The 19,503-nt window shown below is 67.4% G+C and carries 15 protein-coding genes; 3 read left to right on the forward strand and 12 right to left on the reverse strand.

Annotated elements, in window-relative coordinates; all coding sequences use genetic code 11:
• Position 1: 1 nt before the first annotated feature.
• Positions 2-1,051 (reverse strand): LacI family DNA-binding transcriptional regulator, encoded by a 1,050-nt coding sequence (locus AC0L6G_RS08335; RefSeq protein WP_293827515.1) that lies wholly within the window; start codon positions 1,049-1,051, stop codon positions 2-4.
• Between the two features lie 82 nt (positions 1,052-1,133).
• On the opposite strand from AC0L6G_RS08335, the gene AC0L6G_RS08340 reads away from it, so the two are divergent.
• The 3 genes from AC0L6G_RS08340 (at position 1,134) to AC0L6G_RS08350 (ending at position 7,221) form a co-directional block, all read left to right on the forward strand.
• Positions 1,134-3,194 (forward strand): glycoside hydrolase family 97 protein, encoded by a 2,061-nt coding sequence (locus AC0L6G_RS08340; protein WP_473251886.1) that lies wholly within the window; start codon positions 1,134-1,136, stop codon positions 3,192-3,194.
• Positions 3,195-3,312: 118 nt separating this feature from the next.
• Positions 3,313-4,839, forward strand: a complete 1,527-nt coding sequence (locus tag AC0L6G_RS08345; protein WP_473251887.1) for an MFS transporter — start codon at positions 3,313-3,315, stop codon at positions 4,837-4,839.
• 9 nt (positions 4,840-4,848) lie between these two features.
• Entirely contained in the window at positions 4,849-7,221 is a 2,373-nt protein-coding gene (locus AC0L6G_RS08350) for a glucan 1,4-alpha-glucosidase (protein WP_473251888.1), read from the forward strand.
• A 59-nt stretch (positions 7,222-7,280) separates the two neighbouring features.
• Here AC0L6G_RS08350 and AC0L6G_RS08355 read toward each other — a convergent pair whose 3' ends face one another.
• From AC0L6G_RS08355 to AC0L6G_RS08405, 11 genes are all read right to left on the reverse strand, one after another.
• Entirely contained in the window at positions 7,281-7,976 is a 696-nt protein-coding gene (locus tag AC0L6G_RS08355; protein WP_473251889.1) for a TorF family putative porin, read from the reverse strand.
• 79 nt (positions 7,977-8,055) lie between these two features.
• Positions 8,056-9,336 (reverse strand): ammonium transporter, encoded by a 1,281-nt coding sequence (locus AC0L6G_RS08360; RefSeq protein ID WP_291535829.1) that lies wholly within the window; start codon positions 9,334-9,336, stop codon positions 8,056-8,058.
• A gap of 281 nt (positions 9,337-9,617) precedes the next feature.
• Positions 9,618-10,721, reverse strand: a complete 1,104-nt coding sequence (gene leuB / locus AC0L6G_RS08365; RefSeq protein WP_473251890.1) for a 3-isopropylmalate dehydrogenase — start codon at positions 10,719-10,721, stop codon at positions 9,618-9,620.
• Positions 10,718-11,305 (reverse strand): 3-isopropylmalate dehydratase small subunit, encoded by a 588-nt coding sequence (leuD, locus tag AC0L6G_RS08370; RefSeq protein WP_291535831.1) that lies wholly within the window; start codon positions 11,303-11,305, stop codon positions 10,718-10,720. Before leuD ends, leuB begins: the two co-directional genes overlap by 4 nt.
• Positions 11,306-11,454: 149 nt before the next feature.
• The gene (gene leuC, locus AC0L6G_RS08375) at positions 11,455-12,861 is read right to left on the reverse strand and encodes a 3-isopropylmalate dehydratase large subunit (protein ID WP_473251891.1); all 1,407 of its coding nucleotides are present in this window, start codon (positions 12,859-12,861) and stop codon (positions 11,455-11,457) included.
• 147 nt (positions 12,862-13,008) lie between these two features.
• Positions 13,009-14,253 carry a 2-isopropylmalate synthase gene (locus AC0L6G_RS08380; RefSeq protein ID WP_293828131.1) on the reverse strand — a complete coding sequence of 415 codons (1,245 nt, stop codon included), beginning with the start codon at positions 14,251-14,253 and terminating at the stop codon, positions 13,009-13,011.
• Positions 14,253-14,504 carry an ACT domain-containing protein gene (locus AC0L6G_RS08385; protein ID WP_293828127.1) on the reverse strand — a complete coding sequence of 84 codons (252 nt, stop codon included), beginning with the start codon at positions 14,502-14,504 and terminating at the stop codon, positions 14,253-14,255. The genes AC0L6G_RS08380 and AC0L6G_RS08385 overlap by 1 nt, the downstream gene beginning before the upstream one ends.
• Before the next feature lies 1 nt (position 14,505).
• Positions 14,506-16,218 (reverse strand): acetolactate synthase 2 catalytic subunit, encoded by a 1,713-nt coding sequence (gene ilvG / locus AC0L6G_RS08390; protein ID WP_293828125.1) that lies wholly within the window; start codon positions 16,216-16,218, stop codon positions 14,506-14,508.
• 19 nt (positions 16,219-16,237) lie between these two features.
• Entirely contained in the window at positions 16,238-17,251 is a 1,014-nt protein-coding gene (gene ilvC, locus AC0L6G_RS08395) for a ketol-acid reductoisomerase (RefSeq protein WP_293828123.1), read from the reverse strand.
• Between the two features lie 3 nt (positions 17,252-17,254).
• Positions 17,255-19,006, reverse strand: coding sequence for a dihydroxy-acid dehydratase (gene ilvD, locus AC0L6G_RS08400; protein WP_473251892.1), 1,752 nt, complete (start codon positions 19,004-19,006; stop codon positions 17,255-17,257).
• A gap of 90 nt (positions 19,007-19,096) precedes the next feature.
• The gene (locus AC0L6G_RS08405; RefSeq protein ID WP_293828120.1) at positions 19,097-19,249 is read right to left on the reverse strand and encodes a hypothetical protein; all 153 of its coding nucleotides are present in this window, start codon (positions 19,247-19,249) and stop codon (positions 19,097-19,099) included.
• Positions 19,250-19,503 lie beyond the last annotated feature (254 nt).

The following is a 19,503-nucleotide window of genomic DNA, read 5'->3' on the forward strand; positions in this document are numbered from 1 at the left end:
GTCAGCCGCCGCAGGTCTCGCGGACGATCAGTTCGGTCGGAACGCGCTCGGATCGGCCGACGCCCGTGCCTGCGGATGCGCCGCCGTGATCCAGCAGTTTGGAGACCATCAACCGGCCCGCCTTCATCGTGTCCTGGGAGATGGTGCTCAGCGCCGGGCGCGAATAGCGGCTGAACGGCACATTGTCGAAGCCGATGACCGACACCTGGCCCGGCACCTCGATCCCGGCGTGCAGCAACGCTCGCACGGCCCCAAGCGCGATCTGGTCGGACGCCGCCACCACCCCGTCGAAGGCGACGCCGCGCCGGATCAGGGCGTCCACGGCGGCCTCGGCCGATTCGACCTCGAAATGGGCGGGCACGATCCGTTCGGCGTCCGCCTCCAGCCCGCTCTGGTTCAGGGCGTCCAGATAGCCGCGATGCCGCTGCATCGCCTCGGGCGGGTCCAGGTCGCCCAGGAAGACGATGCGTTTCCGCCCCAGCCGCGCCAGATGCAGGGTCGCCCGGCGCCCGCCCGAAATATTGTCCGAGCCGATGGAGCAATAGTCCTGGTCCGGCAGTTCGGCGCCCCAGACGACGAAGCGGTGATCGGCGTCCACCAGCCGGTTGAAGGCCGAATGCAGGCTGGACTGGCCCAGGAAGATCACCCCGTCCGCCCGGCTGGTGTTCAGCGCCGCCGACAGTTCGTCGTAGTTGGCGGGCGAGATGTGGCTCATCAGCAAGTCGCAGCCGCGCTCGCGCGCCGCCTCGCCCACCCCGGCCAGAAGCTCCAGGAAGAAGGGGTCGCTGAGGCGTCCTTCCCGCCCTTGGGGGCGCGGCACGACCAGGGCGATGGTGCCCTGGGCGCCGATGGGTCCGGCCGGCATATGGCGCCGGAACGGATAGTCGTGCTCCTTGGCCAGCTTCCAGATCGTCTGTTTGGTGCGGTCGTTGACGGCGGGGCTGTCGTTCAGCGCGCGCGAGGCGGTGGCGATGGACACCCCGGCCAGCCGGGCGATGTCTTCCAGACGGGTGGTCTTGCGGCTCAAGGTCGCGGGTCCTCGGGGCAGCATGGCGGCGCTGCAAAATTTTCTGCAAATATTTCAGCCACCGTTCGCGGCGGTTGGCAAGAGGCGGCGTGACGGAGTTCCCATGATGCAGCGCAGATCCTTCCTGGCCCTCGGCGGCGTTTCGATCCTGGCCTTCGGCGCCACGGGCGTTCGCGCCCAGACCACGCCCGCCCATGCCCGCGCATCGTCGCCGGGCGGGGTGCTGACGGTCGAGGCCTTCGCCGACAACGACGGGCGGCCGATGTATTCGGTGCTGCGTCAGGGCCGGGTCGTGGTGGCCCCGTCCAAGCTGGGTTTCCTGTTGACCGACGCCCCCGCCATCGAGCGCGGCCTGGCGATCGTCGCCAGCCAACCGGTGACATTCGACGACACCTGGGAGCAGCCGTGGGGCGAGCGCCGCTTCATCCGCAACCACTATAACGAATGGCGCGTCAGCTATGCCGAGGCCGGCGGCCTGCAACGCCGCGTGGACGTGGTGTTCCGTCTCTATGACGACGGCCTGGGCTTCCGCTACGAATTCCCGGACCAACCGGCGTTGAAGACGGTCCGCATCGGCTCGGAACTGACCGAGTTCAACCTGGCCGAAAACGGCGAGGCCCTGTGGTGCCCCGCCTGGGAATGGAACCGCGAGGAATATCTCTACCACCGCACCCCCATCGACGCGGTCGGCAGCGCCCAGACGCCGATGACGGTCAAGGGCCGATCCGGCCTGCACGTCTCGATCCACGAGGCGGCCTGCATCGACTACGCCGGCATGAACCTGCGCCGGTCGGAGGGCACGAACTTCCGCGCCCAGCTGACGCCCGGCCTGACCAATGCCGCGGTGGTGCGTCAGGCCCCGTTCAACACGCCGTGGCGCACCCTGCAGATCGCCGACACCGGCGCGGGTCTGATCGATTCCAGCCTGATCCTGAACCTGAACGAGCCTAACAGGCTGGGCGACGTCAGCTGGTTCAAGCCGATGAAATACGTCGGCGTCTGGTGGGAGATGCACCTGGAGCTGAAGACCTGGGGCTCGGGCCCCAAGCACGGCGCCACCACCGAAAACACGATCAAGCACATCGACTTCGCCGCCAAGCACGGCTTTGGCGGCGTGCTGGTCGAGGGCTGGAACAAGGGCTGGGACGGCCAGTGGTTCGCCAATGGCTCCGACTTCAGCTTCACCGAGGCCTATCCCGACTTCGACATCGAGGCGGTCTGCGCCCATGCCCGGTCGAAGGGGGTGCAGTTGATCGGCCACCACGAGACCGGCGGAAACGCCTTCCACTACGAACAGCAGCTCGAACCGGCCATGGCCCTTTATGAGCGGCTGGGCGTCCATTCGGTGAAGACCGGCTATGTCGCCGACGCCCAAGGCGCGCGCGTCGCCGGGCCGGACGGGCGGATGGTCATGGCCTGGCACGAGAGCCAGGCGATGGCCCGGCATCACATGAAGGTCGTCGAGACCGGCGCCCGCCACAAGGTGGCGATCAACGCCCACGAGCCGTTCAAGGACACGGGCCTGCGCCGCACCTATCCGAACATCATCAGCCGCGAGGGCCAGCGCGGCATGGAGTATTCGGCCTGGGGCAATCCGTCGAACCCGCCCGAGCACGTGCCGAACCTGGTCTTCACCCGTCTGCTGGCCGGGCCGATGGACTATACGCCGGGCATCTTCGGCATGGAGACGCGCAGCCCGCAGGGCGTTCAGACGACCTGGGCCAAGCAACTGGCCTATTACGTCGTCATCTATTCGCCGATCCAGATGGCCGCCGATCTTCTGGTCAACTACGAAGCCAATCCCGGCCCGTTCCAGTTCATCAAGGACGTGCCGGTCGACTGGGAAGAGAGCCGCACCCTCGCCGCCGAACTGGGCGACTACGTCGTGATCGCCCGCAAGGAACGCGGGTCGGACATCTGGGCCCTGGGCGCCGTCACCGACGAGAACCCGCGCGTCCTGACCGCCGACCTGGACTTCCTGGACGCCGGCCGCCGTTACCGCGCAGAAATCTACCGTGACGGCCCGGACGCCGACTACAAGGGCAGGCGCGAGGACATCGTCATCGAACAGCGCGAAGTCACTGCGGCCGACACCCTGACCCTGGCGCTGGCGCCCGGCGGCGGCCAGGCCATCCGCTTCGTGCCGGTCGGAAGGGCGCGGCGGTGACGACGACTACTCAGCCGTATTCCCCGTCGTCGAAATCACACCTGAATCCGTCGTCGAATTCTCTCTCGAGCAACACCCCCCTTTCGTCATCCTCAGGCTTGTCCCGAGGGAGGATCGCATGACGCTCCTCGCCCGCCGCCCGCGCCTGTCCGGCCTGGCGATCTGGAACATGTGCGTCGGCTTCTTCGGCATCCAGATCGGCTTCGGCCTGCAGAACGCCAACACCAGCCGCATCTTCCAGACCCTGGGCGCCGAGGTCGATGCGCTGGCCATCCTGTGGATCGCCGCGCCGCTGACCGGCCTGTTGGTCCAGCCGATCATCGGCCATTTCAGCGACCGGACCTGGACCCGCTTCGGCCGCCGCCGCCCCTATTTCCTGGTCGGGGCGATCCTGACCACCCTGGCGCTGATCGCCATGCCGAACAGCCCCAGCCTGTGGTTCGCCGCGGCCATGCTGTGGATCATGGACGCCTCGATCAACATCACCATGGAGCCGTTCCGCGCCTTCGTCGGCGACAATCTGCCGGAGGAACAGCGCACCGCCGGCTATGCGATGCAGAGCTTCTTCATCGGGGCGGGGGCGGTCTTCGCCTCGGTCCTGCCCTGGCTGCTGTCCAACGTCTTCGGCGTGGTCTCGACGGCCGAGGCGGGGGTGGTGCCCCTGTCGGTCAAGATCGCCTTCTATGTCGGCGCCGCCGGCCTGTTCTCGGCCGTGCTGTGGACCGTGCTGAGCACCAAGGAATACAGCCCCGAACAGATCGCCGCCTTCGAACGCGCCCGCAGCCCGGCCGCAGCCGACGACACGCCCGAACCGCCCGCCCGATCGGTTCAGGGCTGGCTGGGCTCGGGCCTTGCCTGCGGCGTCGTCGGCCTGCTGGCCCTGGGCCTGATCACGCTTCTGAACCTTGAGAAGGAGTTGCTGATCCTGGGCGGTTTCCTGGCCGGTTTCGGCCTGTTGCAGATCGCCGTCGGCATGATGCAGCGGCGCGGCATGGTCAACGCCGCGACCGAGATCCTGAACGACATCTTCCGCATGCCCGCCACCATGCGCGGCCTGGCGGTGGTGCAGTTCTTCAGCTGGTTCGCCCTGTTCGCCATGTGGATCTACACCACCGCCGCCGTGACCCGCGTCCATTACGGGGCGACCGACACCACCTCGGCCGCCTATGCGGCGGGCGCGGACTGGGTGGGGGTTCTGTTCGGCGTCTATAACGGCGTCGCCGCCCTGGCCGCCTTCACCCTGCCCGTGATCGCCAGGCGGATCGGGCGAAAGGCGACCCATGCCCTGATGCTCTCGCTGGGCGCGGCGGGCCTGTTCGGCGTCTTCGCCATTCGCGAGCCGGGCTTCTTGTGGCTGCCGATGATCGGCGTCGGCTTCGCCTGGGCGTCCATCGTCTCCATGCCCTACGCCATCCTGTCGGCGGCGGTGCCGGACCGGAAGATGGGCGTCTATATGGGCGTCTTCAACATTTTCATCGTCGTGCCCCAGTTGCTGGCCGCCACCGTCCTGGGCCTGATCCTGAAGACCCTGTTCGACGGCCAGGCCGTCTGGGCCCTGGTCCTGGGCGCCGTCTCCTTCGTGCTGGCCGCCGTCAGCGCGCTTCTGGTGCGCGAACCTATCCCCTCCCCCACGCGCAACCCGTGAGGTTTCTCGATGCGTAAACTTAAGACCTTCTGCCTGGCCGGCGCCGCAGGCCTGGCCCTCGCCTCCGCCGCCTCGGCCCAGTCGGGCGTCGCCCCCGGCGCGCCCGGCGCGCCGCCCGTCTGGTCCAGCGCGGCCAAGACCGGCGCCGGCTCATCCTACGAAGCCTATGTGGACGGCCAGTATCGCGACGGCGGCCCCACGGGCGCGGTGTCCAAGGTCTGGTATTCCATCGCCGACGGCGTCCTGACCGAGACCATGTACGGCCTGATCCACGAGGCCCAGATCAAGGCCCTGCGCTTCGGCCTGGTCACGTCCGACGGCCTGTCGCTGGAAGGCGACGACACCACCGCCAAGACGGAATACATCGACGTGGACGACCAGGGCCGGCCGATGGCGCCGGCCTATCAGATCACCACCCGCGACACGTCCGGCCGCTACGAGATCGTCAAGCGCATCTACAGCGACCCGGACCGCGACGCGCTGGTCCTGCGCGTACGCATCACGGCCCTGAGCGGCCGGGTGACGCCCTTCCTGCTGCTGGAGCCGCACATCGCCAACACCGGCGTCGACGACCGGGGCGAAGTCGCGCGCGACGGCTTCCACGCCTGGGAGGGCGCCGCCCATCTGGTCCTGAAGCCCAGTCAGCCGTTCGAAAAGGCCAGCGTCGGCTTCGTCGGCGCTTCGGACGGCCTGACCGACCTGAAGGACGGCAGGCTGGACTGGACCTACGCCTCGACCGGCGACACGGCGGGCAACACCCTGATGACCGGCGCCCTGCCGACCCTGCGGCAGGGCGAGAGCGTGCAGCGCGACTATGTCATCGGCTTCGGTCGCAGCGAGGCCGAGGCGCGCACGGCGGCGGACGGGTCGTTCTCCACCGGCCTGGACGAGGTCCTGGCGCGGTTCGTCGGCGAGGGCGACCGGATCGGCTGGCGCGACTATCTGGCCTCGCTGACCGAACTGCCGCGCATCGCCGAACAGGCGACCGACGGCGGCAAGCTGGCCTACGCCTCGGCCCTGATGCTGAAGGTGCAGGAAGACCGCACCCACGCGGGCGCCCTGATCGCGTCCCTGTCCAACCCGTGGGGCGACACGGTGGACGCCTCCAAATCCTCGACCGGCTACAAGGCCGTCTGGCCGCGCGACTTTTATCAGGTGGCCATGGCCCTGGCGGCGCTGGGCGACAAGGAAACGCCGCTGGCGGCCTTCAACTATCTGCCCCAGGTCCAGGTGGGGCCGAACACGCCCGGCAACACCGGCGTCGGCGGCTGGTTCCTGCAGAAGACCCATGTGGACGGCGAACTGGAATGGGTCGCGGTCCAGTTGGACCAGACGGCCATGCCGATCATGCTGGGCTATCGTCTGTGGAAGATGGGCTGGCTGTCCGACGCCCAGATGACCGAACGCTACAACGCCATGCTGAAGCCGGCAGCCGACTTCCTGGTCGACGGCGGCAAGATCGGTCTGTTGTGGAACGACGCCGAGATCAAGCCGCCCTTCACCCAGCAGGAGCGCTGGGAGGAGCAGCAGGGCTATTCGCCGTCATCGACCGCAGCCGTGGTCGCGGGCCTGACCGTCGCCGCAGAGATGGCCCGCGCCTCAGGCGACGAAGCCGGAGCGAGCCGTTATCAGGCTGCTGCCGACAGCTATGCGTCCAAGATCGAAGACCGGATGTTCACGACCAACGGCGAATTCGGCGACGGGCGCTACTACATCCGCATCACCCAGAACGAGAACCCGAACGACAAGGCCCCGATCGGCGCCGCCAACGGCCAGATCGCTCCAGCCGAAGACCGGGTCGTGGACGGCGGCTTCCTGGAGCTGGTGCGTTATGGGGTGCGCAAGGCCGACGATCCGCACATCCTGTCCACCCTGCCCGTCTATGACGATCAGTCGCTGGAGCCGCTGTACCGCGTCCGTTACGACTTCGGTCCCGAGGGCGACAGGACGCCGGGCTGGCGCCGCTACGGCGTCGACGGCTATGGCGAGGATCATCTGACGGGCGCCAACTACGGCGTCGGCGGCGAGATGAGCCCCGGTCAGCGCGGCCGGGTTTGGCCCTTCTTCACCGGCGAACGCGGCCACTACGAACTGGCCCGCGCCAGCGTGAACGGCGCGCCCTCGGCCGCCGACATCGCCGCCATCCGCCAGACCTATGTGCGCGGCATGGAGCGGTTCGCAAACGGCGGACTGATGCTGGCCGAACAGGTCTGGGACGGGGTCGGAAATCCGACGGCCAAGGACTATGCCCTGGGCCAGAACACGGATTCGGCCACGCCCCTGGCCTGGACCCATGCGGAATATCTGAAGCTGCTGCGATCGCTGGCCGACGGCAAGGTCTGGGACAGCTATGATCCGGTCCACGACCGTTACGCTCGCTGAATGAAAAAGGCCCCGGAGATCGCTCTCCGGGGCCTTTCTCTTTTGCGTTTGTCGCGGGATCAGAAGGCGAGCTTGATCGCGCCAACGACCCGGTCTTCCGCGCCGGGCACGCCATCGACGTCGGTGTCGTAATAGCGGACATCCACCCCGATCTTGTCGGTGAGGGCATAGCCCACGCCGGCGTTCCAGGTGGTGTAGTCGTCGGTCACATTCAGCCACTGCTTGCCGACGGCGCCCGAGATGGTCCACTTGTCAGCCGGGCTAAAGGCGGCGTTGACCTCGGCATAGGTCGCTTCGTCATCGACGCCGAAGAAGTCGGGCGAGTAATAGACGGCCGCGCCGAATGTGGCGGGACCTACGGCGCGCGACGCCGCAGCCTTGAACTCGGCGTAGTTGTAGTCGGCTCCGTCCGGCTCTCCGGCGTACAGGTAGCCGATCACGCCGAAGTCGAGCGCGAAGCCGCCCGCCTCGGTGCGATAGCCGCCATAGACGTCGATCTCCGCGTCGGTGTCGTCGCCGAAATCGACGTTCGAGGCCCAGGCGCCGGCGTAGAAGGCGCCCGAAGTCAGGTCGACTCCGCCCTGGATCGCCGGATCCTCGCCCGTCTGGCTGAAGCCGCGGAAGACATAGTCGCTGACGACGCCCACGTTCCAGGCGACCTGCACGTCGCTTTGGGCGGAGGCGGGCGTCGACAGACCGATCAGGGCGGCGGCGACGGTTGCGGCGGCGGCCGCACGAAACAGGCTCTTGGTCATATCTGTATCCCCTTGTTTTTGATTTTTCGAACCGCAGTTAAGACCGGGCGCGGGGTAGAAGCCGCGCCCGGCCGCCGGATCAGGGCTCCAGCGCTTCGCCGTGCAGCGAGGTGTCCAGGCCGGCCGTTTCCTCCGCCTCGCTCACGCGCAAGCCCGTGGTGAACTTGCAGACGAACAGGATGATCAGGGTGCCGATGGCGCTGTAGACGATGGTCCAGAGCAGCCCCAGGGCTTGGGCGCCGATGTTGGCGCCTTCCGACAGGCTGTTGATCGCGGTGGAGGCGAACACGCCGGTCAGCAGGGCGCCGATCAGGCCGCCCGCGCCGTGGATGCCGAAGGCGTCCAGGCTGTCGTCATAGCGCAGCAGCTTCTTGATCCACACCGACGAGGCGTAGCAGACCGGACCGGCGATCAGGCCGATGATCACAGCGCCCTTCGGATCGACGAAACCGGCCGCCGGGGTGATGGCGACCAGACCGGCGACCACGCCCGACAGCATGCCGATCAGCGAGACCTTCTTCTTCTCGATATATTCGACGATCTTCCAGGTCAGGGCGGCGGCGGCGGCGGCCAGCAGGGTGTTCAGCAAGGCCACGCCCATCAGGTCGTTGGCCGCGCCCGCCGAACCGGCGTTGAAGCCGATCCAGCCGACCAGCAGCAGGCTGGCGCCGATCATGGTCAGGACCGGATTGTGCGCCAGGATCGGCTCGACGCCATACCCCTTGCGACGGCCGAGAACGATGGCGCAGACCAGACCCGCGACGCCCGAGTTGACGTGAACGACCGCGCCGCCGGCGAAGTCCAGCACGCCTGCCGAGCCCAGGAAGCCGCCGCCCCAGACCCAATGGCAGATCGGCGCATAGACCAGCAGCGACCACAGGGCGGTGAACAGCAGAAGCGCGGAATATTTCATCCGCTCGGCGAAGGCGCCCGTCACCAGCGCCGGGGTGATGATGGCGAAGGTCATCTGGAACGAGATGAACAGGAACTCGGGGATCCCCGGCAGCAGCGCGTTGGCGGTCTGTAGCGACACGCCGTTCAGGAACAGCATGTCCAGGCTGCCGATGAAGGGCTGGAGCCCTGCGTTGCCATTGGCGCCGAACGCCAGGCTGTAGCCGGCGATGAACCACACCAGCGACACCACGGCGAAGACGCCGACCGACTGGGTGATGGTGGCGATGACGTTCTTCTTGCGCACCATGCCGCCGTAGAACAGCGCCAGACCGGGAAGGGTCATCAGCAGGACCAGGGCGGTGGAGGTGCCAAGCCAGGATGCGCCTGCGCTATCCAGTTCCAGGGCCGCCTGGTGGCCCAGAAGGGCCGGCGCGGCGGCCTGTGCGTGGGCAGATCCGGCGGCCATCAGACAAAGCGTGGGAAGGACGAGGCCGGCGGCCCCGATAAGTCGTTTTTCGATCTGCGACATGAAATAGTACCCCCTATGCAATCTCGCAGTTGCGAAGGTTTTACCGCATTTGCGTCGCGCGCAAGGGGATTGGCGGCGAACAGCGCAACTTTCTTGCAACGGTACGGTCATAAAAAGTTAAGGCCGCAAAATCTTTCGATTATGCGCCCTTAGCAAGCAGTCGCTATGCCGTTACAGCCAAGGTTGACGAAAGGATTTTCGCGCTCTGCCGTCGCCGATTACGCCCAGTGCATCTGCACCCGGTGCGCCGCCGCCCAGTGGATGGCCCGAATGGCGTCGATCACGGCCTCGGTGGCGGCGCGCGTGCCCAGTTCGCCGCCCAGATCGGCGGTCACGGCTCCGGCGGCCAGAACGGCGGCGACGGCGGCCTCGACGGAGTCGGCTTCGTCTTCCAGCTTCAGGCTGTGACGCAACAGCAGGGCCGCCGACAGGATGGCGCCGACCGGATTGGCCAGATCCTGCCCGGCGATGTCGGGCGCCGAGCCGTGGATCGGCTCGAACAGGCCCGGACCTTCCGCGCCCAGCGAGGCCGACGGCAATAGGCCGATGGAGCCGCCCAGCACCGAAATCTCGTCCGACAGGATGTCGCCGAACATGTTCTCGGTCAGGATGACGTCGTATTCGCGGGGCTTTCTGATCAGGTGCATGGCCATGGAATCGACCAGGGCGTGTTCCAGCTCGATGTCGGGGAACTCCTCGGCGTGGATGCGGCTGACGACCTCGCGCCACAGACGGCTGGTCTCCATGACGTTGGCCTTGTCCACCGACGTCACCTTGCCGCGACGCTGGCGCGCGGTCTGGAAGGCGGCGCGGGCGACGCGCTCGATCTCGACGACCGTATATTCGCACAGGTCGGTCGCGCCCTTCTCGTCGCGCGTCTTCTTGCCGAAATAGACCCCGCCGGTCAGTTCGCGGAAGACGATCAGGTCGACCCCCTCGACGATCTCCTTCTTCAGAGGCGAGCGGTGGGCCAGGACCGGCGAGACCTGCAGAGGACGCAGATTGGCGAACAGGCCCATCAGCTTGCGGATGGCCAGCAGCCCCTGTTCGGGCCGAACCTTGCCGCCGTCCCACTTGGGTCCGCCGACCGCGCCCAGCAGAACCGCATCGGCGGCGACGCAGGCGTCCTGCGTTTCCTGCGGCAGGGCCTCGCCCGTGGCGTCGATGGCGGCGCCGCCGATCAGATGCTCGCTGACGGCGAAATGATGGCCGTAGAAGTCGCCGATCACGGACAGGACGTCGCGTGCGGCGCGCGTCACCTCGGGCCCGACGCCGTCCCCGGGCAGCAGGACGATGGTGTAGGTCTCGGCGGCGGTGGTCATCTTACGGTCTCTCTCGATCGCTCGTAGGCTTCGATCTCGGGCATGTTTGATTGCAGCCAGCCCAGGGTGTCCACCCCGTCCAGAAGGCATTGGCGGGCGAAGGATTCGACCCCGAACGGCACGGGTTCGGCATTGCCTCGCTGGATCTGATTGGCTTGAAGGTCGATCGTGACCGGCTGATCCGGCTGCGACGCCAGATCGTCCCACACGGCCTGGCTGACGACGATGGGCAGAAGGCCGTTTTTCAGCGCGTTCGATGTAAAAATGTCAGCGATCTCGGTGGAGATCACCGCCCGGAAGCCATAGTCCAGCAGGGCCCAGGGCGCGTGTTCGCGCGACGAACCGCAGGCGAAATTCCTGCCGGCCAGCAGGATGCGGTGCTCCGCCGGGTCGATCCGATTCAGGACGGCCTCGGGCTTCTCCGATCCATCGTCCTCGTAACGCCAGTCATAGAAGGCGGCCTTGCCCAGACCTTCGCGCGTCGTCGTCGTCAGGAACCGCGCGGGGATGATCTGGTCGGTGTCGATATTGGCCTGGCTCAGCGTGACCGTCTTCGAGGTCAGGGTGGTGAACGGCTCAGGCATGAGAAACTCCGCTCATCCCCGCGAAAGCGGGGACCCAGTTCTGTGGGCGATAGCTCTTGCCACTCACATTGCGACGGTCATTCCTCACAGCGTGCCTTAAGAAAGCACTGGGTCCCCGCTTTCGCGGGGATGAGCGGAAGGGGGTGAAGTCACGCATTCGCCGCCTCCTGCAGATAGACGCGCGGGTCGGTCAGCACCCCGGCCACAGCCGTCGCCGCCGCCGTCGCCGGACTGGCCAGAATGGTGCGGGCGTCCTTGCCCTGACGGCCTTCGAAATTGCGGTTGGAGGTCGAGACGGCCAACTGCCCCGGCGCGACGACATCGCCGTTCATGGCGATGCACATCGAACAGCCGGGGATGCGCCATTCGGCGCCGGCGGCGATGAAGACCTGGTCCAGGCCTTCCGCCTCGGCGTCGCGACGCACGGCTTCGGAGCCCGGCACCACCAGCATCCGCAGACCCGGCTTGACCTTGCGGCCGCGCAGAACCTCGGCGGCGGCGCGCAGATCGGGCAGACGGCCATTGGTGCAGGAGCCGATGAAGACCACGTCCACCGCCTGGCTGGTCGTCGCCTCGCCCGCCGTGAAGCCCATATAGGCGATGGCCTTGCGGTCGCTGTCCGACTGCGGCTGTGGGACCGGCGAGCCGATGGGCGCCCCGGCGTCCGGGGTCGTGCCCCAGGTCGCCATCGGCCGGATGGCGGCGCCGTCGATCACCACTTCCTTGTCGAAGACCGCGCCCGGATCGGTGGCCAGTTTCAGCCATTCGGCCGCCGCCACCTCATAGTCGGCGGGGACGTGCTTGCGGCCGCGCAGCCAGTCGATGGTCGTCTGGTCTGGCGCGATCATGCCCGCGCGGGCGCCGGCCTCGATGGACATGTTGCACAGGGTCATCCGCCCTTCCATGTCCAGCGAGCGCACGGCCTCGCCGGCATATTCGATGACATAGCCGGTGCCGCCGCCGAAACCGATGGCGGCGATGACGGCCAGGGCGACGTCCTTGCCCGACACGCCCGGCTGTAGTTCGCCCGTCACCGTCACCCGCATGGCCTTGGCCCTGCGTTGCAACAGGCACTGGGTCGCCAGCACATGGCCGACTTCCGAGGTGCCGATGCCGAAAGCCAGCGCGCCGAACGCGCCGTGGGTCGCGGTGTGGCTGTCGCCGCAGACCACGGTCATGCCCGGCTGGGTCAGGCCCAGTTCCGGCCCCATGACATGGACGACGCCGCGATCCTCGGACCCCCATCCCGCCAGCGGCACGCCGTGGGCGGCGCAGTTCCGTTCCAAGGTATGCACCTGGGCCTCGGCCTGGGCGGTGACATAGGGTTTCAGCCCGTTCAGCCCCGCCGGCAGGGTCGGGGTCGAATGGTCCAGGGCCGCATAGGTCCGGTCGGGGCGGCGGACCTTCAGGCCCCGCGCCTCTATCTCGCTGAAGGCCTGGGGGCTGGTGACTTCGTGCACCAGATGCAGGTCGACATACAGCACCCCCGGCGTCTCGGCCGTTTCGGCCCTGACGACGTGCGCGTCCCAGACCTTGTCGAACAGGGTGCGGGCCATCAGCAATCCTCCCCTGCGAAGCGGGGGAGGGGGACCATGCGCAGCATGGTGGAGGGGGCAACCGCAGACTCGGTGCATGGGGTCGCCCCCTCCACCGCTTCGCGGTCCCCCTCCCCCGTTACGCTGCGCTCCACGGTGGAGGATCGTTTACGCATATTGGGCCACCGTCTCCGCCACGCCGTCGACACGGTCGATGATCGCGATCAGTTCGGCGTCGTTGATCTCGCCGATCTGGTCGGCGCGCTGTTTGAAGCCCGCGACCACGGCGGCTAGACGCTCGCCCTCGATGGGACGGCCGAGGGTCTCGGCGCGCTTGGCGATGGCGTGACGGCCCGAATGCTTGCCCAGGACGAACCAGCTGCCCTCGAAACCCACGTCCTGAGGCCGCATGATCTCGTAGGTCCGGCTGTCGGCCAGCATGCCGTGCTGGTGGATGCCCGCCTCGTGGGCGAAGGCGTTGACGCCGACCACCGACTTGTTGCGGGCGATGACCGTCTCGGTGATCTCGCACAGGATCTTGGAGGCCCGCACCAGATGACGGCTGTCGGCGCCGGTCGTGACGCCATAGCGGTCCTCGCGCACCTTCAGGGCCATGATCACCTCCTCGATCGAGGCGTTGCCGGCCCGTTCGCCGATGCCGTTGATCGCGCCCTCGACCTGGCGCGCACCACCTTCTACGGCGGCCAGGGAGTTGGCGACCGCCATGCCCAGGTCGTCATGGCAATGAGCCGAGAAGATCACCTGCGGATGCCGCGCCTTGATGCGGGCGGCCAGATAGGCGAACCGCTCGCGCACCTCTTGCGGCGTCGCATAGCCGACGGTGTCGGGTACGTTCAGGGTCCGCGCCCCGGCGTCGGCGGCGGCCTCCAGCACATCGGCCAGGAACTCGGGCTCGGTGCGGAAGGCGTCCTCGGCCGAGAATTCGACGTCGTCGAACAGGGTGCGCGCATATTCGACTGACCGCACGGCGGTCGACAGCACCGCGTTGGTCGACATCTTCAACTTGGCCGCCCGGTGGATCGGGCTGGTGGCCAGAAAGACATGGCAACGGCGATTGGCCCTGGGTGCGGGTTGCAGGGCGCGGAAGCTGGCGTCGATGTCCTTTTCATTGGCGCGCGACAGAGAGCAGAAGATCGGTCCCTCGACTTCGCTGGTCACGCGACGGATGCAGTCCTCGTCGCCGGGCGAGGCGGCGGCGAAGCCCGCCTCGATGACGTCGACGCCCAGATCCCGCAGGACCTGGGCCATCTTGACCTTGGCCTGGGCGGACATGGAAAAGCCCGGCGCCTGCTCTCCATCCCGCATCGTCGTGTCGAAGACGATGACGCGGTTCGGATCGGCCGCGATCTGTTCGGTTCGCGACCCGCCGGATACTCGTACGTCGGAGCCCATCACGCGGCCTCGGATTGAATAATGTCGTTTGAGATGCGGCGCATGCCGAACAGCCGGTCGATCTGGCGACCCAGATTGTCCACGCAGCGTCCGGCGTCGCGGCCGCGCACGGTCAGGGCGACGCGGCGGAAGGCGCCTTCATCAGCCATGTCGATGCCGTCGATATGGAAGCCCCGGCGCTCCACCAGGCCGATGAGACGCTGAAGCGAACCGTCCGCACGGTCGATCTGGATGTGGATCGTGTCGCTCATCTCAGGAGCCCTCCATCATTTCGGCGTTGTTCTTGCCCGGCGGAACCAGCGGCCAGACATTGTCTCGGGGATCGATGACCACATGGGCCAGGCAGGGGCCGTCGGCGGCCAGCAGGCGCCGGACGCCGTCCGACACCTGATCGCGGCGATCGATGCGGAAGGCCTCGACGCCGAAGGCCTCGGCGACCTTCACGAAATCCGGGTTGTCGGACAGGTCGATCTCGGAATAGTTCTCGGCGAAGAACAGCTCCTGCCACTGGCGCACCAGGCCCAGTGAGGAGTTGTCGATCAGCACGATCTTCAGCGGGATACCGTAACGCTTCAGCGTCGCCAGTTCCTGGATGTTCATCATGAAGCCGCCGTCGCCGGCGATGGTCACGACCGTCGCGGACGGATCGGCCAGCTTGGCCCCGATGCCGGCGGGCAGGCCGAAGCCCATGGCCCCCAGGCCGCCCGAGGTGATGTGCGCCTCCGGCCGGGCGAAGCGGCAGTGCATGGCCGCCCACATCTGATGCTGACCGACGTCGCAGGCGGCCACGAAATCGTCGCCCGCGGCTTCCGAGATTTCCTTCAGCAGGGCGGGCGCATAGACCCCCTGCCCCGGCGCATCATAGCGGTGGGCGCCGGCCTCGGCGGCGCGGACGCAATCCTCGACCCACGCCTGGATGTCCAGCGCCGCGCCCGCCCGCATCCGCTGCGTCAGGGCCTCGACCCCTTCGCGCAATTCGCCGACGACGGCGACATTGGCGCTGCGCAGCTTGCCGACTTCCGAGGCGTCGATGTCGAAATGGACGATGCGGGCGTTCGGCGCGAACTCGGCCAGCTTGCCGGTGGCGCGGTCGTCGAACCGGGCGCCGACGACGATCAGCAGGTCCGAGTCCTGAACCGCATGGTTGGCGGCGCGCGTGCCATGCATGCCCAGCATTCCCAGCATTCCGGAGGCGTCGGTCGGGATCGTGCCCAGGGCGTTCAGTGTCGAGACCTGGGGGATGCCGGTCGTCTCGACGAAGGCGCGCAGGGTCTCGGTCGCCCCGCCGATCTTCACCCCGCCGCCGATATAGACCAGCGGCTTCTTCGCCGAACGGATCGCGGCCTCGGCGGCGGCGACGGCGTCGTGATCGACGCGCGGCGTCTCGTTGGGAATGGAAAAGCCATAGTCCTCGCCCGTCGTCTCGAACTGGACGTCCTTGGGCAGGTCGACCAGGACCGGACCCGGCCGTCCCGACCTGGCGATGTGAAAGGCTTCCTCGATCGCGGCCGGGACCTCGGCGGCCGAACGGACCAGGATCGAATGTTTCACGATCGGCAGGGTGACGCCCAGGATGTCGATTTCCTGGAAGGCGTCGGTGCCCATCAAGCCCTGGGCGACATTGCCGGTGATGCAGACCATCGGCACGGAATCCATCATCGCATTGGCGATGCCCGTGACCAGGTTGGTGGCGCCGGGTCCCGATGTGGCCATGCACACCCCGACCTTGCCGCTCTTTCTCGCATAGGCGTCGGCCGAGAAGGCGGCGCCCTGTTCGTGGCGGACCAGGATATGCTTCAGCTTGGATCCGGCCAGGGCGTCATAGACCGGCATGATGGCGCCGCCCGGATAGCCGAACACCACCTCCACCCCCAGCCGCTCCAGGGTGGAGACCAGCAGGCGCGCCCCCGACTGGGGGACGGCCTCGGCTGAGGGTTTGAAGGCGGCGGCGGTCATCAGGGTCATCCGGTCGTTCAGGCGGCGATCAGGCCGCTTCGGCTTTCGGCGCGTTCAGCCAGGCCATCCGCTCGCGCAGACGGGCGCCGACCTGTTCGATCTGGCTTTCGCGGTCCGCCTTCAGCCAGGCTTCGTACTGCGGCTTGCCGGCCTCGTTCTCGGCGATCCAGTTGCGGGCGAAGGTTCCGTCCTGGATCTCGTCCAGGATGGTCTTCATCCGGGCCTTGGTCTCGGCGTTGACGACGCGCGGACCGCTGGCCACGGCGCCGTATTTGGCCGTTTCCGAGATGAAGTGGTGCATCTTGGAGATGCCGCCTTCGTAGAACAGGTCCACGATCAGCTTCAGCTCGTGCAGGCATTCGAAATAGGCGATCTCCGGCTGGTATCCGGCCTCGACCAAGGTGTTGAAGCCCTGGATGACCAGTTCCTTGGCGCCGCCGCACAGGACCGCCTGTTCGCCGAACAGATCGGTCTCGGTCTCTTCGCGGAAGGTGGTTTCCAGTAGGCCGCCGGTCGCGCCGCCGTTGCCCTTGGCGTAACCCATGGCCCGGTCGCGCGCCTTGCCGGTGACGTCCTTCTCGACGGCGAACAGGCTGGGCACGCCGCGGCCGCGCTGGAACTCGCGACGGACCAGATCGCCCGGTCCCTTGGGCGCCACCAGGATCACGTCCATGTCGGCGCGCGGGGTGATGCGCTCGTAGATGATCGAGAAGCCGTGGGCGAACAGCAGGGCCGAGCCCTCCTTGGCGTTCGGCTCGATGATGTCGCGATAGACCTGATCCTGGACCATGTCGGGCGTCAGGATGGCGATGATGTCGGCGCCCTTGACCGCCTCGGCGGGCTCGGCGGTCGGGACGCCGTCCTCGGTGGCGTGTTTCCAGCCCGTGCCCCCGTGGCGGACGCCGGCGACCACGTCATGGCCGCTGTCCTTCAGGTTCTGGGCGTGGGCGCGGCCTTGCGAGCCATAGCCGATGATGGCGATGCGCTGGCCGGCGATGGCGCCGGGGCGGATGTCTTCGTTGGTGTAGATGGTGATGGCCATGGGTCAGGCGTCCTGGGCGGCGGCGGATTTGTGAGATGCCGGAACTTGCGCCGGCGGCGGGTTGGGAATGGTGACGGCGCCCTGGGCGGCCGAGGCGACCGAGGCGCGGTATTTGGCGAAGACCCCTCGCGCCGGGCGGACCACGTGGGGCGTAAAGCCCGCCCGGCGCGTCGCCAGATCGACATCGACGTCGATCCGGCGGTTGGTGACGTCGATGGTGATGCGATCACCATCGCGAATGAGAGCGATCGGGCCGCCGACGGCGGCTTCCGGCGAGACGTGGCCGGCGACGAAGCCATAGCTGGCGCCCGAGAAACGGCCGTCGGTGATCAGGGCGACGTTGTCGATCTTGCGCCCCTTCAGGGCGGCCGTGACCTGCAGCATCTCGCGCATGCCGGGGCCGCCCTTGGGGCCTTCGTATCGGATGATGATGACATCGCCCTCGCCGACCGAACCGTCCTGGACGGCGTGGAAGGCGTCTTCTTCCGAGTCGAAGACGCAGGCCGGACCTTCGAACACATCGACCTTGTGGCCCGTCAGCTTGATGACCGCGCCTTCGGGCGCGACGTCGCCATAGATGACGGCGTAGCTGCCGCGTTCCATGACCGGCGCATCGAAGCTTGCGACCACGACCTGGCCCGGCGCCTCTTCCGCCTCGGCCGCCTCGGCGAACAGGCTGCGGCCGCTGACGGTCGGGGTGTTCACGATCTTGCCGGCCTCGGCCATCCGCTGTGTGACCAGGCGCGTTCCGCCCGCCGCGAACAGGTGCGAGGCCAGGAAGCGCCCGCCCGGCTTCAGGTCGCAGATGACCGGCGCCTCGACGCAGGCCTGGTGGCAGTCCTCGACGCCGAAATCGACGCCGGCCTCGGCGGCGATGGCCGTCAGGTGCATGACCGCATTGGTCGATCCGCCCGAGGCCGAGACCGCGACGGCGGCGTTCTTCAGGCTGGCGCGGGTGATGTATTTGCGGGCCGTGTCGCCGGAGAAGACGCGCTCGACGATGATCCGGCCGCAGCGTTCGCCTTCGGCGCCCTTGTTCGGATCGACAGCCGGCACGTCGTTGGCGCCCATGGGCGAAATGCCCATGACCGACAGGGCCATGGCCATCGTATTGGCGGTGAACTGGCCGCCGCAGGCGCCGGCGCCGGGGCAGACCGCGCTCTCGACCGCCTTCAGGCCCGCATCGTCCAGAGCCCCGGCCGCATGGGCGCCGATGGCCTCGAACACTTCCTGGACCGAGACCTCCCTGGTCCCCCCGGGAGCGGGCAAGACGCCCGGCATGATGGTGCCGCCGTAATAGACCAGGCCGGGGATATCCATCCGCGCCAAGGCCATGGCCGCCGCCGGGATCGTCTTGTCGCAGCCGACGATGCAGACCACCCCGTCCAGCTGATGGCCCTCGATGGCCAGTTCGATCGAGTCGGCGACGACCTCTCTGGAAATCAGCGAGGCCTTCATGCCCGCCGTGCCCATGGAGATGCCGTCGGTGACGACGATGGTGTTGAAATCGACCGGATAGCCGCCCGCCGCGACGACGCCCGCCCGCACGTCCTTGGCCAGCCGGTCCAGATGCATGTTGCACGGGGTGACGGTCGACCAGGTGTTGACGATGCCGATCATCGGCTTGTCGAAATCGGCGTCCTGCATGCCGGCGGCGCGCAGATACGAACGGGCGGCGGCCCGGTTCGGGCCGGCCGTCACCGCCGCGCTGCGCGCATTGGGCTTTTTGGGTTCTGAGGTAGAATCTTGCGTCATCGGTCCGGTTCTTTTCGAACCGCCAAGCACGAAAAACCCCGCTTCCTTTCGGGAGCGGGGTGGTGCGAGGCGATCCTGAGTGCGTTTAGGTCAGGTCGCGTGCATCCACGCCGCTTGCGTAAGCAGGCCGAGGAGTACGAGGTTAATGAGGAAAATCGGGGCTTCCAGGCCGATCGGCGCGCGAACGGCTGCGACCGCCTTGGCGGTGCGTCCCTTCATCATGTCGCGCGTCGTCGTGGCCACGGGGGGCTCCCTGTTCTGACGGCAAGAAACCATACCGCCCGAACCGGCACAACCCCTGTCGCAAAAATTTTGCCGAATGCGCTCCATTGCGCGCGGCAAGGGGTGTTTCTTGCCTTCGCACGACGCACCCATGTGACCGCCTGAAACGGTTCATCACATCACGTTACAGGCCCAGGGTTGCAAGCCGCGCCCGACCGCTCCATTGAGACGCCAAACCTATATAAGCGCCATACCTACCGTTCAGAGGAGCCTTC

This window comes from Brevundimonas sp. D3-1P, from assembly GCF_055809335.1.

Bases quoted from the DNA above. Each gene is read 5' to 3' on its own strand.
- AC0L6G_RS08335 (WP_293827515.1), bottom strand. From the start codon at position 1,051: ATGCTGCCCCGAGGACCCGCGACCTTGAGCCGCAAGACCACCCGTCTG.
- AC0L6G_RS08340 (WP_473251886.1), top strand. From the start codon at position 1,134: ATGCAGCGCAGATCCTTCCTGGCCCTCGGCGGCGTTTCGATCCTGGCC.
- AC0L6G_RS08345 (WP_473251887.1), top strand. From the start codon at position 3,313: ATGACGCTCCTCGCCCGCCGCCCGCGCCTGTCCGGCCTGGCGATCTGG.
- AC0L6G_RS08350 (WP_473251888.1), top strand. From the start codon at position 4,849: ATGCGTAAACTTAAGACCTTCTGCCTGGCCGGCGCCGCAGGCCTGGCC.
- AC0L6G_RS08355 (WP_473251889.1), bottom strand. From the start codon at position 7,976: ATGACCAAGAGCCTGTTTCGTGCGGCCGCCGCCGCAACCGTCGCCGCC.
- AC0L6G_RS08360 (WP_291535829.1), bottom strand. From the start codon at position 9,336: ATGGCCGCCGGATCTGCCCACGCACAGGCCGCCGCGCCGGCCCTTCTG.
- leuB (WP_473251890.1), bottom strand. From the start codon at position 10,721: ATGACCACCGCCGCCGAGACCTACACCATCGTCCTGCTGCCCGGGGAC.
- leuD (WP_291535831.1), bottom strand. From the start codon at position 11,305: ATGCCTGAGCCGTTCACCACCCTGACCTCGAAGACGGTCACGCTGAGC.
- leuC (WP_473251891.1), bottom strand. From the start codon at position 12,861: ATGGCCCGCACCCTGTTCGACAAGGTCTGGGACGCGCACGTCGTCAGG.
- AC0L6G_RS08380 (WP_293828131.1), bottom strand. From the start codon at position 14,253: ATGGGCTCCGACGTACGAGTATCCGGCGGGTCGCGAACCGAACAGATC.
- AC0L6G_RS08385 (WP_293828127.1), bottom strand. From the start codon at position 14,504: ATGAGCGACACGATCCACATCCAGATCGACCGTGCGGACGGTTCGCTT.
- ilvG (WP_293828125.1), bottom strand. From the start codon at position 16,218: ATGACCCTGATGACCGCCGCCGCCTTCAAACCCTCAGCCGAGGCCGTC.
- ilvC (WP_293828123.1), bottom strand. From the start codon at position 17,251: ATGGCCATCACCATCTACACCAACGAAGACATCCGCCCCGGCGCCATC.
- ilvD (WP_473251892.1), bottom strand. From the start codon at position 19,006: ATGACGCAAGATTCTACCTCAGAACCCAAAAAGCCCAATGCGCGCAGC.